Below are 16,792 nucleotides of genomic sequence, written 5' to 3' on the forward strand. Positions count from 1 at the left end.
GATGCCGAACCTGTCGCGTGTGAATCGCATGGCCGCATGGGCCACCGCCGTGTTGCTGTGCTCGTCCTCGGTGCTGGCCGCCCAGGCGGGCGGCGGCGAGAGCTGTCCGGTCGCCTCGCCGCAGTCCGCCGCGGCAGGGCTTGCTATGGCATCTGCCGCGCGCGCGCCGCGGCTCGGCGACGGCATCAGCGTGCGTTCGGAGAGCACCGGTCCGTACGATCCGCAGGCCGCCGCGGCGCGCCGCGAGGCCGAGCGGCGGACGTTCGAGCGCATTCTGGCTTCGCGCCCCGTCCTGCCGGCCTCGCCCGCGTTCGCGTTGTCGATCACGCCGCAGCAGCGCGAATCGATCGAGCAGGGAACGGGCGGCGGCCGCCTGCGCGTCGGTACCGCGCTGGCGATCGGCCAGGGCGTCGACTTTTCGCGTCTGGACCGCGCTGCGTCCGCGCGGAGCGAACTCGAGTTCGCGCGCGGGACGCTGCGGGTGACGGCCGCGTCGGCGGTCTGGGAGGTCGAAGTGGCGTCGGCGCAGGCGAGCGCACTGCGCCTGCAGTTCGGCGAGGTTTCACTGGCGCCCGGCGTCGAGCTCTACGTCTACGACGAGAATGGCCGCGTCGTCGGTCCGTACACCGGCAACGGGCCGGACGGCAGCGGCGGATTCTGGAGCAATTCGGTCTTCGGCGACCGCGTGCATGTGCACGTGCACGCGCCGGACCTTGCGTCGCTGCAGACGAGCCGCTTCACGCTGACGCAGGCGATGCATTTCGGCTCGCGCTATCGCCTCGCCGATCTCGCGCGACAGCGTTACGAGGTGGGCCCCTCTCCGGACCGCGACTTCTGCGGAACGGCCGTGCCGACCTGCACGCTGGACGGCATGTGCGCGCTCCCATCGAATGCCGGGCTCGCCAATGCGGTCAAGGGCGTCGCGCATCTGCAGTACATGGATGGCGCCGACGGGTTCATCTGCACCGGCACCTTGCTGAACACGATATTCGAAGGCCCGAGTTCGGAAGCGGGCACCGCGGCCGGCCGGCCGCTGTACCTGCTGACGGCGAACCATTGCATCTCCAACCAGACGAGCGCGGCGAGTCTGGAAGCCTACTTCAACTATCACACCGCCTCCTGCGGCGGGACGTGCCCGACCGCGGCCGATCTGGTCGAAGTGGACGGGGGAACCTTGCTGACCACCGGAGCGGCGCCGGCCCTTCCCGACTTCACCCTGCTGCGGCTGCCGGTGCCGCCGGTCGGCGCCGGGCTGATGCGGCTCGGCTGGACCTCGGAAACGGTCGGCGAGGGCTGGTATCTGATGCATCTCAGCCATCCGGAAGGCGCGCCGCTGGCCTACAGCCATCGCCGCGCGCGCCTGAACAACGTGGCCGTGCCGCACTGCACGGTGGCACCGGAGCCGACGTTCCTGTATTCCGGGCTCGCCGTGCCGACGAGCAATCCGCCCGAATCCGCCGGTGCGGTCGCTTCCGGCAGCAGCGGCTCGGCCGCGCTCGCGTTCCTCGACGACTACTCCGACGTGCAGGTGGTCGGCCAATTGTTCGGCCATTGCCCCGGCGCCGGCGACGTCTGCGATGCGAACACGGATTCGACCGTCGACGGTTCGTTCCGAGTCGCCTTTCCCTACCTGCAGCGCTTCCTCGTGGATCGCATCTTCGCGAACGGATTCGACTAGACGGAGTCGGTGGGACCGAACGGAACGCCGGCGCCGCGCACGAGCCACCGGTGTCGCGGGACGTTTCGACGACAGACGGGGACGAAGCGAAGACCCCCGCCCACGGTCGTGGGTGAGCCCGGAAAAATCGCCACTCTGCGCGCTGCGCCGATGCGCTCCTTCGCGGAGCGATGCGACGGATGACGCCTGTCGTCGCGCCGGCATGAGCCATTTCCTCGCGCCATTGCGAACCGTTCAAAGAGCCGCCGACGGCGGTTCGTCCGATCTTGCAGGAGAACTCAAGCATGTCCGTATTCCATTCGATCGCCCGGCTGCCGTTCGAGGCACTTCGTACCGGCGCTTCGATCACGAAATTCGTCCGCCGCGACCGTCCGCACTCGCTCGCCGGGCGGTTGTTCGCGCCGACGCCGCTGCGCGTCGGAGCCTTCCTCGCCGGGGCATTCGTTCTGTCGCCGGCCTTTGCTTCCGCCTTCAATGGTGATTCGCAGGCGCCAACCGCCTGTCCCGCCGCACCGCCGTCCAATCTCGCCGTGCTCGCGCCGGCTTGGGCGCCCGAGGACTTGCAGGACGGCGCGATGGTCGAGGGCGCCGCCAGCCCGCAGCAGGCCGCGGATGCCTTGGCGCAGGCGCGTACGGAGGAGCAGGCATCCTTCGCGCGCATCCTGAGCGAACGCTCCGCCGTGACGGTTCCGAATCCGGCGATCCTGGCGCTGTCGGCACGCCAGCGCGCGGAGCTCGACGCCGAGCCGGCGCCCGAGACCGCGGTTCCGAAGATCGGCACGGCGATCGACGTCGGTCAGGCGGTCGACTTCGCCGGCCTGGACGGCGCGAGACTGCGGCCGGGCGGGGAATCCGTGCACGGCGGCATCGCCGGGCGCACGGATCGCGGCAGCCTGGTGTGGGAGATGGCGGTGGCATCGCCCGACGCGAAGGCCCTGCGTCTGGAATTCGCCGATCTCGCGCTCGCGCCGGGCGTCGAGCTCTACGTCTACAACGAGGACGGTCAGGTCTGGGGACCGTACGGCGGCAGCGGGCCGGACGGCAACGGCGGGTTCTGGAGTCCGTCGCTGTTCGGCGATACGGCGCGCGTGCATCTGCGCGCCGACGATTCCGCGGCGCTGGCGGCGAGCCACTTCACGCTCTCGCGCGTGATGCACCTCGGCGCACGCGTCGGTGCGTTGCAGGACCGCATCCGTGACCGGTATGCGGTCGGTCCGGTGCCGAACGACGTCAGCTTCTGCGGCGCGCAGGTTCCGGACTGCACGCAGAACGCGATGTGCTGGCTCGGTGCGAATCCCGGTCTCGCCGCGGCGGCCGATGCCGTCGCGCATCTGCAGTTCGTCAACGGCGGCAGCGCCTACATCTGCTCGGGCGCCTATCTGGCGCAGAGCGGCAACGCGCCGCAGCAGCCTTACCTGATGACGGCGAACCACTGCTTCTCGACGTCGGCCTCGGCCAATTCGCTGGAAGCATTCTTCAAGTTCCGCACCACCGCCTGCGACGGCGGCTGCGTGACTCGCGACGGGGTGCCGCGGGTCAACGGTGCGACCCTGCTCGCGACGGGCGCGATCCCGACCAGTGCGGATTTCACCCTCGTGCGCCTGTCCGGGTTCCCCGCCGGCGGCGCGCGCCTGCTCGGCTGGACCGCCGCGCAGGTGCCGGAAGGCGCCCAGCTCGCCCACCTGGGCCATCCGGCCGGTTCGCCGCTGGCTTTCAGCTACCGGTTGTACCGGTACAACAACGCCAGCCTGCCGCACGCTTCCGACTGGGACGAGCCGACGTTCCTGTACTCCGGTCTCGCCTCGGCCAGCTCGGACTGGGCCGGCACCACCGCCGGCGGCAGCAGCGGCGGGCCGGCTCTGCTGCCGACCAGCGACGGAGGGGCATTGTTCGTCGGCCAGTTGACGGGCGCCGCCGGCATGCAGGACCCGGTGAACCGGTGCGACCCGAACGCCACCTCGACGGTGGACGGAGCCTATCGGGCGAGCTATCCGAGCGTCCGGCGCTTCGTCTACGATCGCATTTTCCGGGGCAGCTTCGAGACGCCGTAAGTCCTGGGCGGCATTGATTTTGTGTGTCCGACCCCCTAGAATCCGCGGTTCCCTGCGACCCCTACGGGTCGCGGGGCGTTTCCAGAATAACTACAGAAGGCACGTTCCATGTACGCAATCATCGTCACCGGCGGTCGTCAGTACCGCGTGGCGCAGGGTGAGACCCTGCGCGTCGAGAAGCTCGCCGCCGACGTCGGCGCCGAGGTCAAGCTGGATCAGGTTCTGCTGGTCGGAGAAGGCGACGGCGTCACCGTCGGCGCGCCGACCGTCGCCGGAGCGCTGGTCACGGCCAAGGTCGTCAAGCACGGCCGCGCGGAGAAGATCCGCATCGTCAAGTTCCGTCGCCGCAAGCACCATCGCAAGGAGACGGGACATCGTCAGCACTACACCGAAATCGAGATCGTCGGCATCACCGGCGCGGGCAAGTAAGGAGCACGGCAATGGCACATAAGAAGGCAGGCGGCTCTACCCGCAACGGCCGCGATTCCAACCCGAAGTACCTCGGCGTCAAGGTGTTCGGCGGCCAGGCCGTCGAAGCCGGCAACATCATCGTCCGCCAGCGCGGCACGCGCTTCCACCCGGGCAAGGGCGTCGGCCTCGGCCGCGACCACACGCTGTTCGCTCTGGTCGACGGCACGGTCGAGTTCCGCGCCAAGGGTCCGCTCGCGCGCAAGACGGTCAACGTGATTCCGGGCTGATCCGGATTCATCGACGGTCGCGAAGGCCCCGCTTCTGGCGGGGCTTTTCGTTTGCAGAGCCGGGGATTGGGAATCTGAATCAGGATTCGCAATCGCGAAAGCAGATTTCCGCCTCCGAACGGCCCGCGGTTGCCGTGAGGATCCAAATGGCTTGCGTCGGCGCTCCGAGTCCCCGAAGCTTTTCCTAATCTCCAATCCCGAATCCCCCAATCACGGCCCTCCAGTGAAATTCGTCGACGAAGCCACCATCGAAGTCCGCGCCGGTGACGGCGGCAACGGCTGTGTCGGTTTCCGGCGCGAGAAATTCATTCCGTTCGGCGGTCCTGACGGCGGCGACGGCGGCAGCGGCGGCAGCGTCTGGCTGGTCGCGGACGAGGGCATCAATACCCTGGTCGACTTCCGCCACGAGCGCCGTTTCCGCGCGCAGCGTGGCGAGAACGGCATGGGCCGGCAGATGGCCGGCAAAGGTGGCGAGGATCTGGTCGTCCGCGTGCCGGTCGGTACCGTCGTCGTCAATACCGCGACCGACGAGGAAATCGGCGATCTCGCCACGCACGGCCAGCGCCTGCTGGTCGCGCAGGGTGGGCACGGCGGCCTCGGCAACATCCATTTCAAGAGTTCGGTGAATCGCGCGCCGCGCAGGGCGACGCCGGGCAGTCCCGGCGAGGAGCGCGAGCTCCGGCTCGAATTGAAGGTGCTCGCCGACGTCGGTCTGCTCGGTTTCCCGAATGCCGGCAAGTCGACCCTGATCCGCGCGGTGTCGGCGGCGACGCCGAAGGTCGCCGACTATCCGTTCACGACGTTGCAGCCGCATCTGGGCGTCGTGCGCATCGAGACCGACCGCAGCTTCGTGATCGCCGACATCCCGGGCCTGATCGAGGGCGCCGCCGACGGTGCCGGTCTCGGCATTCAGTTCCTCAAGCATCTCGCGCGCACGCGGCTGCTGCTGCACGTCGTCGACGTCGCGCCGCTCGACGGGGTGACCGATCCGGTCGAGGAGATCCGCGCGATCGAGAAGGAACTGAAGGAATTCGACAAGGACCTGTTGAAGAAGCCGCGCTGGCTGGTCTTCAACAAGATCGATCTACTGGCGCCGGAAGAGCGCGAGAAGACCGCCAAGGCGATCGTCAAGAAACTGAAGTGGAAGCAGCCCTGGCACATGGTCTCGGCGATCGCGCGCGAGGGCACCTGGCCGCTGTGCCTGGACATCCAGCGCTTCTTCGACGAGCAGAGGCTGGCCGCCGCGGAAGCGGCGGAGCAGGGCGCTTGATCCTCTGCGAAGGCGACGGGAAGGCAACAAAAAAGCCGGCTTGCGCCGGCTTTCTCGTGAACGTGTCCGCCGCTCGATTAGGCCAGGGCCTTGATATGCGCGGTCAGGCGGCTCTTGTGACGCGAAGCCTTGTTCTTGTGGATCAGGCCGCGGGAAGCGTAGCGGTCCATGACCGGCTCGGCGATCTTGTACGCGGCTTCGGCGCGGGCCTTGTCCTTCGCTTCGATCGCCTTGACGACGTTCTTGATCGCGGTGCGAACCATCGAACGCGCGCTGGCGTTGCGCTGGCGGTGCTGCTCGGACTGGCGCGCACGCTTCTTCGCGGACTTGATGTTGGCCAAGGGATGACTCCGGGAGATGGGTTGTTCGGAAAAAGACTGCAAATTATGCCGGCAGCCGCTTATGCCGTCAATCACTTAGGCGCGGCCCGGCCGTCGACCGAACGGCCGGACCGCGCAAGCCGCGCGCCGGCGGGAATCCGCCGGTTTTGCCGCCTTCCCCAATCCCGGCTTTGCGCATGAGCCGCCCCAGCCTGCTCCGCTCGATGTTGAGCTTCAGCGGCGGCACCTTCGTGTCGCGCATTCTCGGTCTGGTGCGCGAACAGGCGATCGCGTATTCGTTCGGCGCCAATGCGGCGACGGATGCGTTCTGGGTCGCGTTCCGCATTCCGAATTTCCTGCGCCGCCTGTTCGCCGAGGGCTCGTTCTCGGTGGCCTTCGTGCCGGTGCTGACCGAAGTCAAGGAAACGCGTCCGCACGCTGACCTGAAGGAACTCGTGGCGCGCACGGCCGGCACCCTCGGCGGCATCCTGCTGGTGCTGACCGCGCTGGGGGTGCTGTTCGCGCCGTGGATCGCCGGCGGCTTCGCGCCGGGCTCGATCGACGATCCGGCCAAGTTCGCGCTGACCAGTGATCTGCTGCGCGTGACCTTTCCGTTCCTGCTGTTCGTCTCGCTGACCGCGCTCGCCGGCGGCGTGTTGAACAGCTTCCACCAGTTCGCGCTGCCGGCGGTGACGCCGGTCATCATGAACCTGTGCATGATCGCCGCCGCGCTGTGGTTCGCGCCGTATTTCCACGTGCCGATCATGGCGCTGGGCTGGGCGATCTTCGCCGCCGGCATCCTGCAACTGCTGGTGCAACTGCCGGCGCTGCGGCGGCTCGATCTCCTGTCGCTGCCGCGCTGGGGCTGGCGCCATCCGGACGTGCGGCGGATCTTGAAGCTGATGGTGCCGACGCTGTTCGGCTCTTCGGTCGCGCAGATCAACCTGCTGCTCGACACGCTGATCGCCTCGTTCCTGATCACCGGTTCGCAGACCTGGCTGGCGCAGACCGATCGTCTGCTCGAATTTCCGCTCGGCATCTTCGGTGTCGCACTCGGCACGGTGATCCTGCCGTCGCTGTCGCGCCACCACGTCGCGACCGATCGCGACGGCTTCGCCAAGGCACTCGACTGGGGACTGCGCACCGCCTTGCTGATCTCGCTGCCGGCCATGCTCGCGCTCGTGCTACTCGCCAAGCCGATTCTCGCGACACTGCTGCAGCACGGCCGCTTCACCGCGCACGACGTCGAGATGGCGGCGCTGTCGCTGTCGGCGTTGTCGTTCGGCTTGCCGGCGTTCGCCCTGGTCAAGGTCGTCGCGCCGGCGTTCTACGCGCGGCAGGACACCAAGACGCCGGTGCGCGCGGGCATCGTCGCGATGATCGCGAACATGGCGTTGAACGTGCTGTTCGTCGGCCTGCTGCTGCATCTGTGGCATCGCCCGGAAGACCTCGGCGACGGCTGGTTCGCCGCGCTCGGCAAGGTGCCCGGATTGCACATGGGACTGGCGCTGGCGAGCGCGCTCGCCGGCTATCTCAATCTCGCGCAGCTCTGGCTCGCCTTGAAGCGCGACGGCATCTACGTCGGCCAGCCGGGTTGGGGCAGGCATCTGCTGCGCCTGATCGTCGCGTGCGCCGCGATGGTCGCCGCCATCGTCGCCGCGTTGTGGTACTGGCCGGAGTGGGGCGAGTGGTCGCCGCTGACGCGCGTATGGCGGCTGGGCGTGGTGATTGCCGGTGCCGGCACGGCGTTCCTGGCCGCGCTGTTCGCCTGCGGCTTCCGTCTGCGCGACCTGCGCGCGATCTGATGCCGCGTCGACGAGCGCGAGGATCGGACACGACCTTCTCCATCCCCGCTTGCCGACCGACCGCATCGCCGGGCTGGCTGGATATACTTGCGCGATGGGCTTTTTATTCCGTGATGCCGCGGGGCCGAGCCTGGCTCCGGGCGGCAGCGTGGCGTGCGTCGGCGCGTTCGACGGCGTGCATCTCGGTCATCGCGCGCTGCTCGCGCGCGTGCGCGAGCGCGCAGCGGCGCGAGGATTGGCGCCGATGGCGGTGAGCTTCGAGCCGATTCCCCGCGAATTCTTCGCGCGCGGGACGCCGGTGCCGCGGCTGGCCAGCGCGCGCGAGAAGATCGCGCATCTGCGATCCGCCGAAATGTCGGCGTTGCTCTCGCTGCGCTTCGACGCCGCGCTCGCGGCGATGTCGGCGGAATCCTTCGTCGAGGACATCCTGCTGCGCCGCTGCGGCGTGCGCGAACTCTGGGTCGGCGCGGATTTCCGTTTCGGCCATGCGCGGCGCGGCGACGTCGCTCTGCTGCGCGAACTCGGCACGCACCACGGCTTCGAGGTCGGGGTGATGGACGATCTGTGCGTCGACGGCGAGCGGGTGAGCAGCAGCGCGATCCGCGCGCATCTTTCCGCCGGCGAGTTCGAGCCGGCCGCCCATTTGCTCGGCCGGCGCTTCGCCATCGGCGGTCACGTGGTGCGCGGCCAGCAGCTCGGACGCAAGCTCGGCTATCCGACCGCCAATCTGCGCCTCGGCCGGCGCACCTCGCCGGTCGGCGGCATCTTCGCGGTGCGTGTGCACGGCGTCGACGCGCGGTCGTGGCCGGGTGTCGCCAGCCTCGGCGTGCGGCCGACCGTCGACGGCAGCGGCGAGCCGTTGCTGGAGGCGCATCTGTTCGACTTCGACGGCGATCTGTACGGCCGGCGCATCGAAGTGGAGTTCGTGCGCAAGCTGCGCGACGAGCTGAAATTCGACGACCTCGACGCGATGGTGCGGCAGATCGATCGCGACGCCGAGCAGGCGCGCGGGATTCTCGTCGGCGACGAGGGGCTGCGCCGGCCCGGTGAAAGTCGCGATCCGGCTCCCATTTGAAGTCTTCGGCTTCCCGCGTTCGCGGGAATGACGAACAGCAGATAGTCTTCCCCGATTCCCGATTCCCGATTCCCGATTCCCGATTCCGGCCTAACCATGTCCAGAGACTACAAAGACACGATCAACCTGCCGAAGACCGACTTCGCGATGAAGGCCGATCTCGGCAAGCGCGAACCCGGCATGCTGGCCGAGTGGGAGAAGGCCGACCGCTACGGCGAGATCCAGCGCCGCACGGCGGCGCGCGAGCACGCCTTCATCCTGCACGACGGACCGCCGTACGCGAACGGCGCGATCCATCTCGGCCATGCGGTCAACAAGATCCTCAAGGACGTCGTCGTGAAGTCGGCGCTGCTGGCCGGCTATCGCTCGCCGTACGTGCCGGGCTGGGATTGCCACGGTCTGCCGATCGAGGTCGTCGTCGAGAAGAAGATCGGCAAGGTCGGGCAGAAGGTCGACGCGACGACGTTCCGCGCCAAGTGCCGCGAGTACGCCGAGCAGCAGATCGATCTGCAGCGCGCCGACTTCAAGCGCCTCGGCGTGCTCGGCGATTGGACGAACCCGTACCGCACGATGGACTTCAAGTACGAGGCGGACACGATCCGCGCGTTGGCGAAGATCCACGCGAACGGCCACGTCGTCCGCGGTTTCAAGCCGGTGCACTGGTGCTTCGATTGCGGTTCGGCGCTGGCCGAAGCGGAGATCGAATATCAGGACAAGCAGTCGCCGGCGATCGACGTCGCCTACGACGCGCTCGATGCGAACGCGCTGGCGGCGAAGTTCGGCGTCACGCTCGCGGGCGACGACATCGTCGCGGTGCCGATCTGGACGACCACGCCGTGGACGCTGCCGGCGAGCGTGGCGGTCACGCTCGGCCCGCAGCTCGACTATGCGCTGGTCGAAGGGCCGTCCCGCGACGGCAAGCGCGTGCTGCTCGTATTGGCCGAATCTCTGGCCGCGCGCGTGCTTGCTCGCTACGGCGTGGACGGCGTGAACGCACTCGGTCGCGCCAAGGGCGCCGAGCTCGAGGGGATCGTGCTGCGCCATCCGTTCTACGACCGCGAAATCCCGCTGATCCTCGGCGACCACGTTTCCGCCGAGGACGGCACCGGCGCAGTGCACACGGCCCCCGGCCACGGCGTCGAGGACTTCGCCGTCGGCCAGCAGTACGGGTTGGTGGAAAAGTATCCGGCGAACGTGCTCAACCCGGTCGGCGGCAACGGCGTCTATCTGCCGGGCACGCCGATCTTCGAAGGCCAGTTCGTGTGGAAGGCGAACGAGACGATCGTCGCTCTGTTGCGCGAGCGCGGCGTGTTGCTGGCGGAAGCGAAGCTCACGCACAGCTACCCGCATTGCTGGCGGCACAAGACGCCGGTCGCGTTCCGCACCACGCCGCAGTGGTTCATCGCGATGGAGCGCGCCGGCCTGCGCGCCGCCGCGCTGAAATCGATCCGCGACGACGTGGACTGGTTTCCGGCGTGGGGCGAGGAGCGCATCGCCGGCATGATCGCCGGCCGCCCGGACTGGTGCATCTCGCGCCAGCGCACCTGGGGCACGCCGATCGCGCTGTTCGTCGACAAGCACGACCATCAGCCGCATCCGCGCAGCGCCGAGCTGATGGAGGAGGTCGCCCGGCGCGTCGAGAAGGACGGCGTCGACGCCTGGTACGGGCTCGATCCGGCCGAACTGCTCGGCGAGGAAGCGGCGCGCTACGAGAAGGTCGCCGACATCCTCGACGTCTGGTTCGAGTCGGGCGTGTCGCATTTCTGCGTGCTCGACCAGCGCGAGGAGCTGGCGCGCCGCGTCGGCGACCGCGTCATGTATCTGGAAGGCTCGGACCAGCATCGCGGCTGGTTCCACTCATCGCTGCTGACCGGAACCGCGATGCACGGCCGCGCGCCGTACGACGAGGTGCTGACGCACGGCTTCACGGTCGATGCGCAGGGGCGCAAGATGTCCAAGTCGCTCGGCAACGGCATCGAGCCGCAGGACGTGATGAAGAACTACGGCGCGGACATCCTGCGCCTGTGGATCGCGTCGGCCGACTACCGCAACGAGATGGCGCTGTCGGACGAGATCCTGAAACGCGTCGCCGATTCCTATCGCCGCATCCGCAACACGGCGCGCTTCCTGCTCGGCAACCTCGACGGGTTCGACCCGGCCGAGCATCTGCTGCCGGTCGCCGACACGCTGTTGCTCGACCAGTGGATCGTGCAGCAGGCCTACGACGTGCAGCAGGCGGTCGTCGCGGCGTACGCGCGCCACGATTTCCCCGAAGTCGTGCAGCGCGTGCAGAACTTCTGCACCAACGAGATGGGCGCGCTGTACCTGGACATCACCAAGGACCGCCTCTACACGATGCAGACCGACAGTCACGGTCGGCGCAGCGCGCAGAGCGCGATGTACCGCGTGCTCGAGGCGCTGGTGCGCTGGATCGCGCCGATCCTCTCGTTCACGGCCGAAGAGATCTGGAAGTTCGTGCCGGGCACGCGCAGCGAGTCGGTGCTGTTCGAAACCTGGTACGACGGGCTCGCGGCGATGCAGGGTACGCCGGAGCAGCGCAAGTGGTGGTCGGATCTGCTGACGATCCGCGGTGCCGCTTCGCGCCTGCTCGAAGGCATGCGCGCGACCGGCGCGATCGGCGCTTCGCTGCAGGCGAAGCTGGTCGTGCACGCGGATGCCGCGACCCGCGCGCGCTATGCGGAAGTCGCCGATGAACTGCGCTTCCTGTTCATCACCTCGGAGCTCTCGCTGGCCGATCTCGCCGTCGCACCGGATCCGTCCGAGCGCAGCGACGCGCAGGGTGTGGAGCTCGAAGGCGCCGAAGTCTGGGTCGCGGCCAGCCCGAGCGACGCGCCGAAGTGCATCCGTTGCTGGCACTACCGAGCCGACGTCGGCTCCAACGCCGAGCACGCGGAGATCTGCGGCCGCTGCGTCGAGAACGTCGACGGCGCCGGCGAAACGCGCCGGTGGTTCTGACGATGGCCGGACGCAACGCGCTGCCGTGGCTGCTGCTGTCGCTGCTGGTCATCGTGCTCGACCAGTGGACCAAGTACATCGTGCTCGGCGCACTGGATCACCTGCAGCGCGTCGAGGTGATTCCGGGCTTCCTGAATTGGACGCTTGCGTTCAATACCGGTGCGGCGTTCAGCTTCCTGGCCGACGAAAGCGGCTGGCAGCGCTGGCTGTTCACCTCGCTGGCGATCGGCGTCAGCGCCGTGCTGGTCGTCTGGCTCGGCCGCACGCCGCGCGGCGACTGGCGCACGGCGCTGCCGCTGGCGCTGATCGTCGGCGGTGCGCTCGGCAACCTGATCGACCGCCTGCGCCTCGGCCACGTCACCGATTTCATCCAGGTCTATCACGGCGACTGGTACTTCCCGGCGTTCAACATCGCCGATTCGGCGATCAGCGTCGGGGCGGTGGCGTTGATCGTGTTCGGGTTCGTCGGTGGGAAAGCCGTCGGCGACGGGGGATAATCGCAGCATGAACATCATCCTGGCCAATCCCCGCGGCTTCTGCGCCGGCGTCGACCGCGCGATCGAGATCGTCGAGCGCGCGCTCGAAACCTTCGGCGCGCCGATCTACGTGCGGCACGAAGTGGTGCACAACCGTTTCGTCGTCGACAAGCTGCGCGGACAGGGCGCGATCTTCGTCGACGAACTGACCGAGGTGCCGGACGGCGCCACCGTGATCTTCAGTGCGCACGGCGTGTCGCAGGCGGTGCGCGGCGAGGCGGCCGAGCGCGGCCTGCGCGTGTTCGACGCGACCTGCCCGCTGGTCACCAAGGTGCACATGGAAGTCGCGCGCCACGGCAAGGCCGGGCGCGACGTGGTGCTGATCGGCCACGCCGGCCATCCGGAAGTGGAAGGCACGATGGGGCAGTGGGATCCGTCCAACGCCGGCGCGATCCATCTCGTCGAGACCCCGGAGTGCGTCGCCGAGCTGCAGCCGCGCAATCCCGAACAAATCGCGTTCGCGACGCAGACGACGTTGTCGATCGACGACACCCGCGCGGTCATCGAAGCGCTGCAGCGGCGCTTCCCGGCCATCGTCGGCCCGCGTCACGACGACATCTGCTACGCCACCCAGAACCGCCAGGACGCCGTGCGCCGGCTCGGCCAGCAATGCGACCTCGTGCTGGTGGTCGGCTCGCCGAACAGCTCTAATTCCAATCGCCTGCGCGAGCTGGCCGAGAAACAGGGCGTACCGGCCTATCTGATCGACGGCGCCGAGGACATCCGCGCCGAATGGCTGCAGGGCCGCCAGCGCATCGGCGTCACCGCCGGCGCCTCGGCTCCGGAGAGCCTGGTCCGCGACGTCGTGGCGCGCCTGCGCGAGTCCGGCGGCGCGAACGTGCGCGAGCTCGACGGGGAGCCGGAGAATGTGACTTTCGCGCTGCCGAAGGAATTGCGGCTACGGGTGGTGGCGTAAGCGTCGATCGTTTGCGCGTCTCCCAATGGTTCTTCGCCTTTCCTTGAGCGCCTTACTACCCGGCGCCCGACATCGTTCGTCAGCGATGGCCGTCCGCGAAGGCGCCGCTCATCGGTTTTGCATCGTCGGCGGTCGGCTCTCGCTTAACTTCACGCAGAGGCTGGCACTAGGCTTCCACCGGCTGACCTCCAGAGGTTGCGGGCGTCTTGAGCGACTGCAATCCCGAGGTTTAGTCGGACCGGAAGAGCAGGGGCTGTTTCGATGCGAACACACGCACTCGCCGGACTCCACGGCGGCTTGGGGATTCGTCCCCCCGCGAGCGGTTTCACGCTCGTCGAACTGTTGGTAACGATTTCGATTGTCGCGATCCTGGCTGCGCTGGCCTTTCCAAGCTATCGCGAGTTTTCCGTCCGCATGACGGTCACCGACAACACCAATAGCCTGATCGGCGCGCTCAACGCGGCTCGCTCGGAGGCAGTGAAGCGCGGTCGTGCGGCGGCCGTGATCGCAAACGGCGGAAACTGGAATAACGGCTGGCAAGTGGTCGTCGCCGCCGAAGAGGACGGCGGGTCCATTCAGGACACGCCGATCTCGCCCGGAACGACGGCTGCCGAGTGCGAGGCATATCTGGACAATGTCGTAAACGCCGACAATACGGTATCGCTGTGTGTGCTGCATCACGACGCACTGGCTGAGAGTTACCGAGTTCTTGCATCGAGCGACGGTGGTAGTGCCGACGACGAAGTGGTGTTTTCCCCTACAGGGGCATTGCGTGGCGCCAATGGCTTCGATTTCAGCGTGTGTCGGCCTTCCTCCGCTGCCGATTCGACACAGTCACGGCGTATCCACGTCAGAACGAGCGGCTTGATCGAATCGCGCCGCGACACTACCGGTGCTCCCGCCGGCAGTTGCAGTTGAGGACGAGGACGATGCGCTTTCTGAACCGGTCACGCGGTTTTACCTTGCTCGAAGTCTTGATCGCCGTATTGGTATTCAGCCTGGGATTGCTCGGAGTGGCCGGACTGATGGTCTTGTCCGTGCGCGCCAATCACAGTGCGTACCTGCGCACGCAGGCTTCGTTTCTGGCGGAGTCGATGGCCGACCGCATACGCGGCAGCGTCGGCCGTACCAAGGACTACAACGGTGACTACCCCACCTCAGGCGCGGGAGCGGGAGGATGCAAGGTTGCGCCCTGTTCGCCCGACGAGCTCGTGACCCGCGATCAGGAAGTCTGGAGTAAGCAATTGACCGATTTCCTGCCCAATTCAACGGCGTCCATCAATTGCGACGGCACTCAGCTCGGGTCCGGGACGCAAGTCGGTGCCGCCCCCTTCAATGGCCTGTGCACGATGATCATTCGCTGGACCGAGGCCGACCTGAGTCGTGGTGACAGCGTGTCTTCGCAGGGCGAGCCCGCTACGCAGGTTTTCGCCTGGGTGTTCCAGCCATGATTCCTATGCGCCGCATCGTTCGACGTCCACGTGGACGGGCAGTTTTCGTCGAGGGCTTCTCGCTGCTCGAGATCATGATCGCGCTGACTTTAGGGCTGCTGCTCAGCATCGGTATCGTGACCTTGTTCAGCGGCACCAGCCGCACCAACAAGCTGCAGGACGGATTGGCACGCCTGCAGGAGAACGGCCGCTTCGCCGTGACGCGCATGGAGCAGGACCTGCGCATGTTCGGAGGGCAGTACTGCAGCAATACGACCGGAGCAAGCGCGCCGGATACAGCGGTTCCGATGGTGCCGGCGCGTGCGCCGATGGTCTACGCAAGCGATCTTCAGCTGCCCGACAGCGCCATCAACAGCATCGATGCCAACGGCAATCCCACCGACGCCTCCGCGACGGCGGCTTATATTTTGAGCCCGCGCTGGTTCATCCAGGGCTATTCCTGCACGGCATCGACCTGCACCCCTTCATTGCCGTCCGGCAGCGAGGCGATTCCCGACATGGGGCTGGCCGCAGGCCGACGCGTGCCGGCCTCCGACGTGTTGACCATCCGCTATCAGCGCGGCACTGGCTGGACCGTTCCGCTCAATGCCTGCAGCGTAGCGGCGGGGGCGGATTTGGCAGATGGTGACACGATCCAGGTCAGTCCTCAGGATGGGGACGATCCGATCAGTGGCATGACTCCCGGATTGGCGCTGATTTCCGATTGCGTCAGTCCGGTAGTGCTGCCGATCTCCGCCGTTTCCGGCAATCTGCTGACGATCGGTGCCGTTCCTCAGACGAGCAGCGGGATTCTCGCCGGAGCGAGTGGATTTTCATGTAAAGGCAACCGAACCCGCGACGTGCGGCTTTTCAATTTCAGTGCCGATTTCGTCACGGTCAGCTACTACCTCGCGTTTCGCGAGGACGACAATCCCGATGCTCGACCGAACGGCGGGGGAGACACTCGCCTGATTCCGGTGTTGATCCGCCGGGAAAAGGGCGTCGAGCAGGAGCTGGTTCGTGGCGTCGATGAGTTGGTGTTCCGGTATGGCGTGCAGGATAGAACTGGCAAAACGCAGTTCATGAGTGCCGCGGACGTCAATGTCGGCACGGAGTGCTCGCCGCCGCCGCCGGGGCTGAACGATGAGCCCGGATGCATGTGGCGCACCGTGCGCTCCATCGAATCGCATCTGCTGGTGAACACGGTTGACGACATCGGCAGCCTCGATCAAGCCGACCGCCGGTATAGCTTCGACGGCGATGAATTCCTGAATGCCACCTCACTCCCCTCGGGATTGAGTGCGGGCAATCAGTTGCGACGCGAATTCATCGCCTACGTCACCGTTCGCAACCGCAACTTCTAGGCCAGAGCGATGAAACTCGACTCGAACTGCTTGCCGGCGCGTCAGCGCGGCGCCGTCCTCTTCGTCGCATTGATCTTCCTGCTGCTGATCACGTTGCTTGCGCTGACGGCGATCGGCACCTCGATCCTGCAGGAAAAGATGACTGGCGGCATGCGAAATCAGCAGTTGGGCATGATGGGAGCCGAGAGCGGGTTGCGCGGAACGGAGGCATGGCTGTGGAACCTCTCGTTCATGGGTAGCCAGCCACTGCCGCCGTGCGTGGAGAGCGGCACGGGCACTTGCGTGTACCGACCGAACCTCGACGGTACGTTGCCGACTGCGGTGCAGAAATTCCGCACGTCCAAGTCGTGGACTTCCGCGCTGCCTGGGACGCCGAGCTATGCCGGTACGTTGACCGGATTGGGCGGTGACCGCGAGACCGCGTCGCTGGCTACGCAGCCAGTGGTTCTCGTCGAGGATCTCGGGCCGAACGTACCGCCGGGAGCCGGCAGTCAGTCTGGTGCGATCGACGACGAGCGCAGGGGCGGGCCGGGCACGGCCTGGTTCTATCGAATCACCTCGCGCAGCTACGGTGGCAGCGCGGCCGTCCTGAATGCGACCGAGAGCGTGTTCTCGTCCGTCAATCTGACTAATACCGGAATTGAGCCTTGATCACGTGCGAATCCTTCGAGGA

Annotated in this window: 15 protein-coding genes; 14 read left to right on the top strand and 1 reads right to left on the bottom strand. The window is 67.2% G+C overall.

Annotation, left to right across the window (positions count from 1 at the left end; all coding sequences use genetic code 11):
• Position 1: 1 nt before the first annotated feature.
• From J7520_RS05690 to cgtA, 5 genes are all read left to right on the top strand, one after another.
• Positions 2 to 1,678, top strand: a complete 1,677-nt coding sequence (locus J7520_RS05690) for a hypothetical protein (protein WP_291185210.1) — start codon at positions 2 to 4, stop codon at positions 1,676 to 1,678.
• A gap of 284 nt (positions 1,679 to 1,962) precedes the next feature.
• Positions 1,963 to 3,729, top strand: a complete 1,767-nt coding sequence (locus J7520_RS05695) for a trypsin-like peptidase domain-containing protein (protein WP_291185212.1) — start codon at positions 1,963 to 1,965, stop codon at positions 3,727 to 3,729.
• A gap of 108 nt (positions 3,730 to 3,837) precedes the next feature.
• The gene (rplU, locus tag J7520_RS05700) at positions 3,838 to 4,158 is read left to right on the top strand and encodes a 50S ribosomal protein L21 (protein WP_291185214.1); all 321 of its coding nucleotides are present in this window, start codon (positions 3,838 to 3,840) and stop codon (positions 4,156 to 4,158) included.
• Between the two features lie 11 nt (positions 4,159 to 4,169).
• Positions 4,170 to 4,427 carry a 50S ribosomal protein L27 gene (gene rpmA / locus J7520_RS05705; RefSeq protein WP_291185216.1) on the top strand — a complete coding sequence of 86 codons (258 nt, stop codon included), beginning with the start codon at positions 4,170 to 4,172 and terminating at the stop codon, positions 4,425 to 4,427.
• Between the two features lie 223 nt (positions 4,428 to 4,650).
• A complete protein-coding gene (cgtA, locus tag J7520_RS05710; protein ID WP_291185218.1) occupies positions 4,651 to 5,697 on the top strand; it encodes an Obg family GTPase CgtA in 1,047 nt (348 codons plus the stop codon).
• A gap of 77 nt (positions 5,698 to 5,774) precedes the next feature.
• On the opposite strand, the gene rpsT is transcribed toward cgtA, so the two are convergent.
• Positions 5,775 to 6,038: a 30S ribosomal protein S20 gene (rpsT, locus tag J7520_RS05715; RefSeq protein ID WP_291185221.1), complete on the bottom strand. Its 264-nt coding sequence runs from the start codon at positions 6,036 to 6,038 to the stop codon at positions 5,775 to 5,777.
• Between the two features lie 176 nt (positions 6,039 to 6,214).
• On the opposite strand from rpsT, the gene murJ reads away from it, so the two are divergent.
• The 9 genes from murJ (at position 6,215) to J7520_RS05760 (ending at position 16,770) form a co-directional block, all read left to right on the top strand.
• Complete coding sequence (murJ, locus tag J7520_RS05720; RefSeq protein WP_291185224.1) at positions 6,215 to 7,822, top strand: murein biosynthesis integral membrane protein MurJ; 1,608 nt, start codon at positions 6,215 to 6,217, stop codon at positions 7,820 to 7,822.
• 94 nt (positions 7,823 to 7,916) lie between these two features.
• A complete protein-coding gene (locus J7520_RS05725; RefSeq protein ID WP_291185226.1) occupies positions 7,917 to 8,897 on the top strand; it encodes a bifunctional riboflavin kinase/FAD synthetase in 981 nt (326 codons plus the stop codon).
• Positions 8,898 to 8,993: 96 nt separating this feature from the next.
• Positions 8,994 to 11,873 carry an isoleucine--tRNA ligase gene (ileS, locus tag J7520_RS05730; RefSeq protein ID WP_291185227.1) on the top strand — a complete coding sequence of 960 codons (2,880 nt, stop codon included), beginning with the start codon at positions 8,994 to 8,996 and terminating at the stop codon, positions 11,871 to 11,873.
• A gap of 2 nt (positions 11,874 to 11,875) precedes the next feature.
• Positions 11,876 to 12,370: a signal peptidase II gene (gene lspA, locus J7520_RS05735; RefSeq protein ID WP_291185229.1), complete on the top strand. Its 495-nt coding sequence runs from the start codon at positions 11,876 to 11,878 to the stop codon at positions 12,368 to 12,370.
• Between the two features lie 7 nt (positions 12,371 to 12,377).
• Positions 12,378 to 13,325: a 4-hydroxy-3-methylbut-2-enyl diphosphate reductase gene (gene ispH / locus J7520_RS05740; RefSeq protein WP_291185231.1), complete on the top strand. Its 948-nt coding sequence runs from the start codon at positions 12,378 to 12,380 to the stop codon at positions 13,323 to 13,325.
• A 297-nt stretch (positions 13,326 to 13,622) separates the two neighbouring features.
• Positions 13,623 to 14,243: a GspH/FimT family pseudopilin gene (locus tag J7520_RS05745; protein WP_291185233.1), complete on the top strand. Its 621-nt coding sequence runs from the start codon at positions 13,623 to 13,625 to the stop codon at positions 14,241 to 14,243.
• A gap of 11 nt (positions 14,244 to 14,254) precedes the next feature.
• On the top strand, positions 14,255 to 14,776 hold the full coding sequence (gene pilV / locus J7520_RS05750) for a type IV pilus modification protein PilV (protein ID WP_291185235.1): 522 nt from the start codon (positions 14,255 to 14,257) through the stop codon (positions 14,774 to 14,776).
• Between the two features lie 5 nt (positions 14,777 to 14,781).
• Positions 14,782 to 16,119: a PilW family protein gene (locus J7520_RS05755; protein ID WP_291185237.1), complete on the top strand. Its 1,338-nt coding sequence runs from the start codon at positions 14,782 to 14,784 to the stop codon at positions 16,117 to 16,119.
• Between the two features lie 9 nt (positions 16,120 to 16,128).
• Positions 16,129 to 16,770 (top strand): PilX N-terminal domain-containing pilus assembly protein, encoded by a 642-nt coding sequence (locus J7520_RS05760; RefSeq protein WP_291185238.1) that lies wholly within the window; start codon positions 16,129 to 16,131, stop codon positions 16,768 to 16,770.
• The last annotated feature ends 22 nt before the right edge of the window (positions 16,771 to 16,792 follow it).

Origin of the sequence: Dokdonella sp. (genome assembly GCF_017744955.1) — a bacterium.
In the GTDB taxonomy this organism is placed as follows: Bacteria; Pseudomonadota; Gammaproteobacteria; order Xanthomonadales; family Rhodanobacteraceae; genus Dokdonella_A.

What these genes read in the sequence shown, in the direction of transcription:
- rplU (WP_291185214.1), top strand. Translation starts at nt 3,838, where the DNA reads ATGTACGCAATCATCGTCACCGGCGGTCGTCAGTACCGCGTGGCGCAG.
- J7520_RS05725 (WP_291185226.1), top strand. Translation starts at nt 7,917, where the DNA reads ATGGGCTTTTTATTCCGTGATGCCGCGGGGCCGAGCCTGGCTCCGGGC.
- lspA (WP_291185229.1), top strand. Translation starts at nt 11,876, where the DNA reads ATGGCCGGACGCAACGCGCTGCCGTGGCTGCTGCTGTCGCTGCTGGTC.
- murJ (WP_291185224.1), top strand. Translation starts at nt 6,215, where the DNA reads ATGAGCCGCCCCAGCCTGCTCCGCTCGATGTTGAGCTTCAGCGGCGGC.
- J7520_RS05755 (WP_291185237.1), top strand. Translation starts at nt 14,782, where the DNA reads ATGCGCCGCATCGTTCGACGTCCACGTGGACGGGCAGTTTTCGTCGAG.
- J7520_RS05760 (WP_291185238.1), top strand. Translation starts at nt 16,129, where the DNA reads ATGAAACTCGACTCGAACTGCTTGCCGGCGCGTCAGCGCGGCGCCGTC.
- ispH (WP_291185231.1), top strand. Translation starts at nt 12,378, where the DNA reads ATGAACATCATCCTGGCCAATCCCCGCGGCTTCTGCGCCGGCGTCGAC.
- ileS (WP_291185227.1), top strand. Translation starts at nt 8,994, where the DNA reads ATGTCCAGAGACTACAAAGACACGATCAACCTGCCGAAGACCGACTTC.
- J7520_RS05690 (WP_291185210.1), top strand. Translation starts at nt 2, where the DNA reads ATGCCGAACCTGTCGCGTGTGAATCGCATGGCCGCATGGGCCACCGCC.
- pilV (WP_291185235.1), top strand. Translation starts at nt 14,255, where the DNA reads ATGCGCTTTCTGAACCGGTCACGCGGTTTTACCTTGCTCGAAGTCTTG.
- J7520_RS05695 (WP_291185212.1), top strand. Translation starts at nt 1,963, where the DNA reads ATGTCCGTATTCCATTCGATCGCCCGGCTGCCGTTCGAGGCACTTCGT.
- rpmA (WP_291185216.1), top strand. Translation starts at nt 4,170, where the DNA reads ATGGCACATAAGAAGGCAGGCGGCTCTACCCGCAACGGCCGCGATTCC.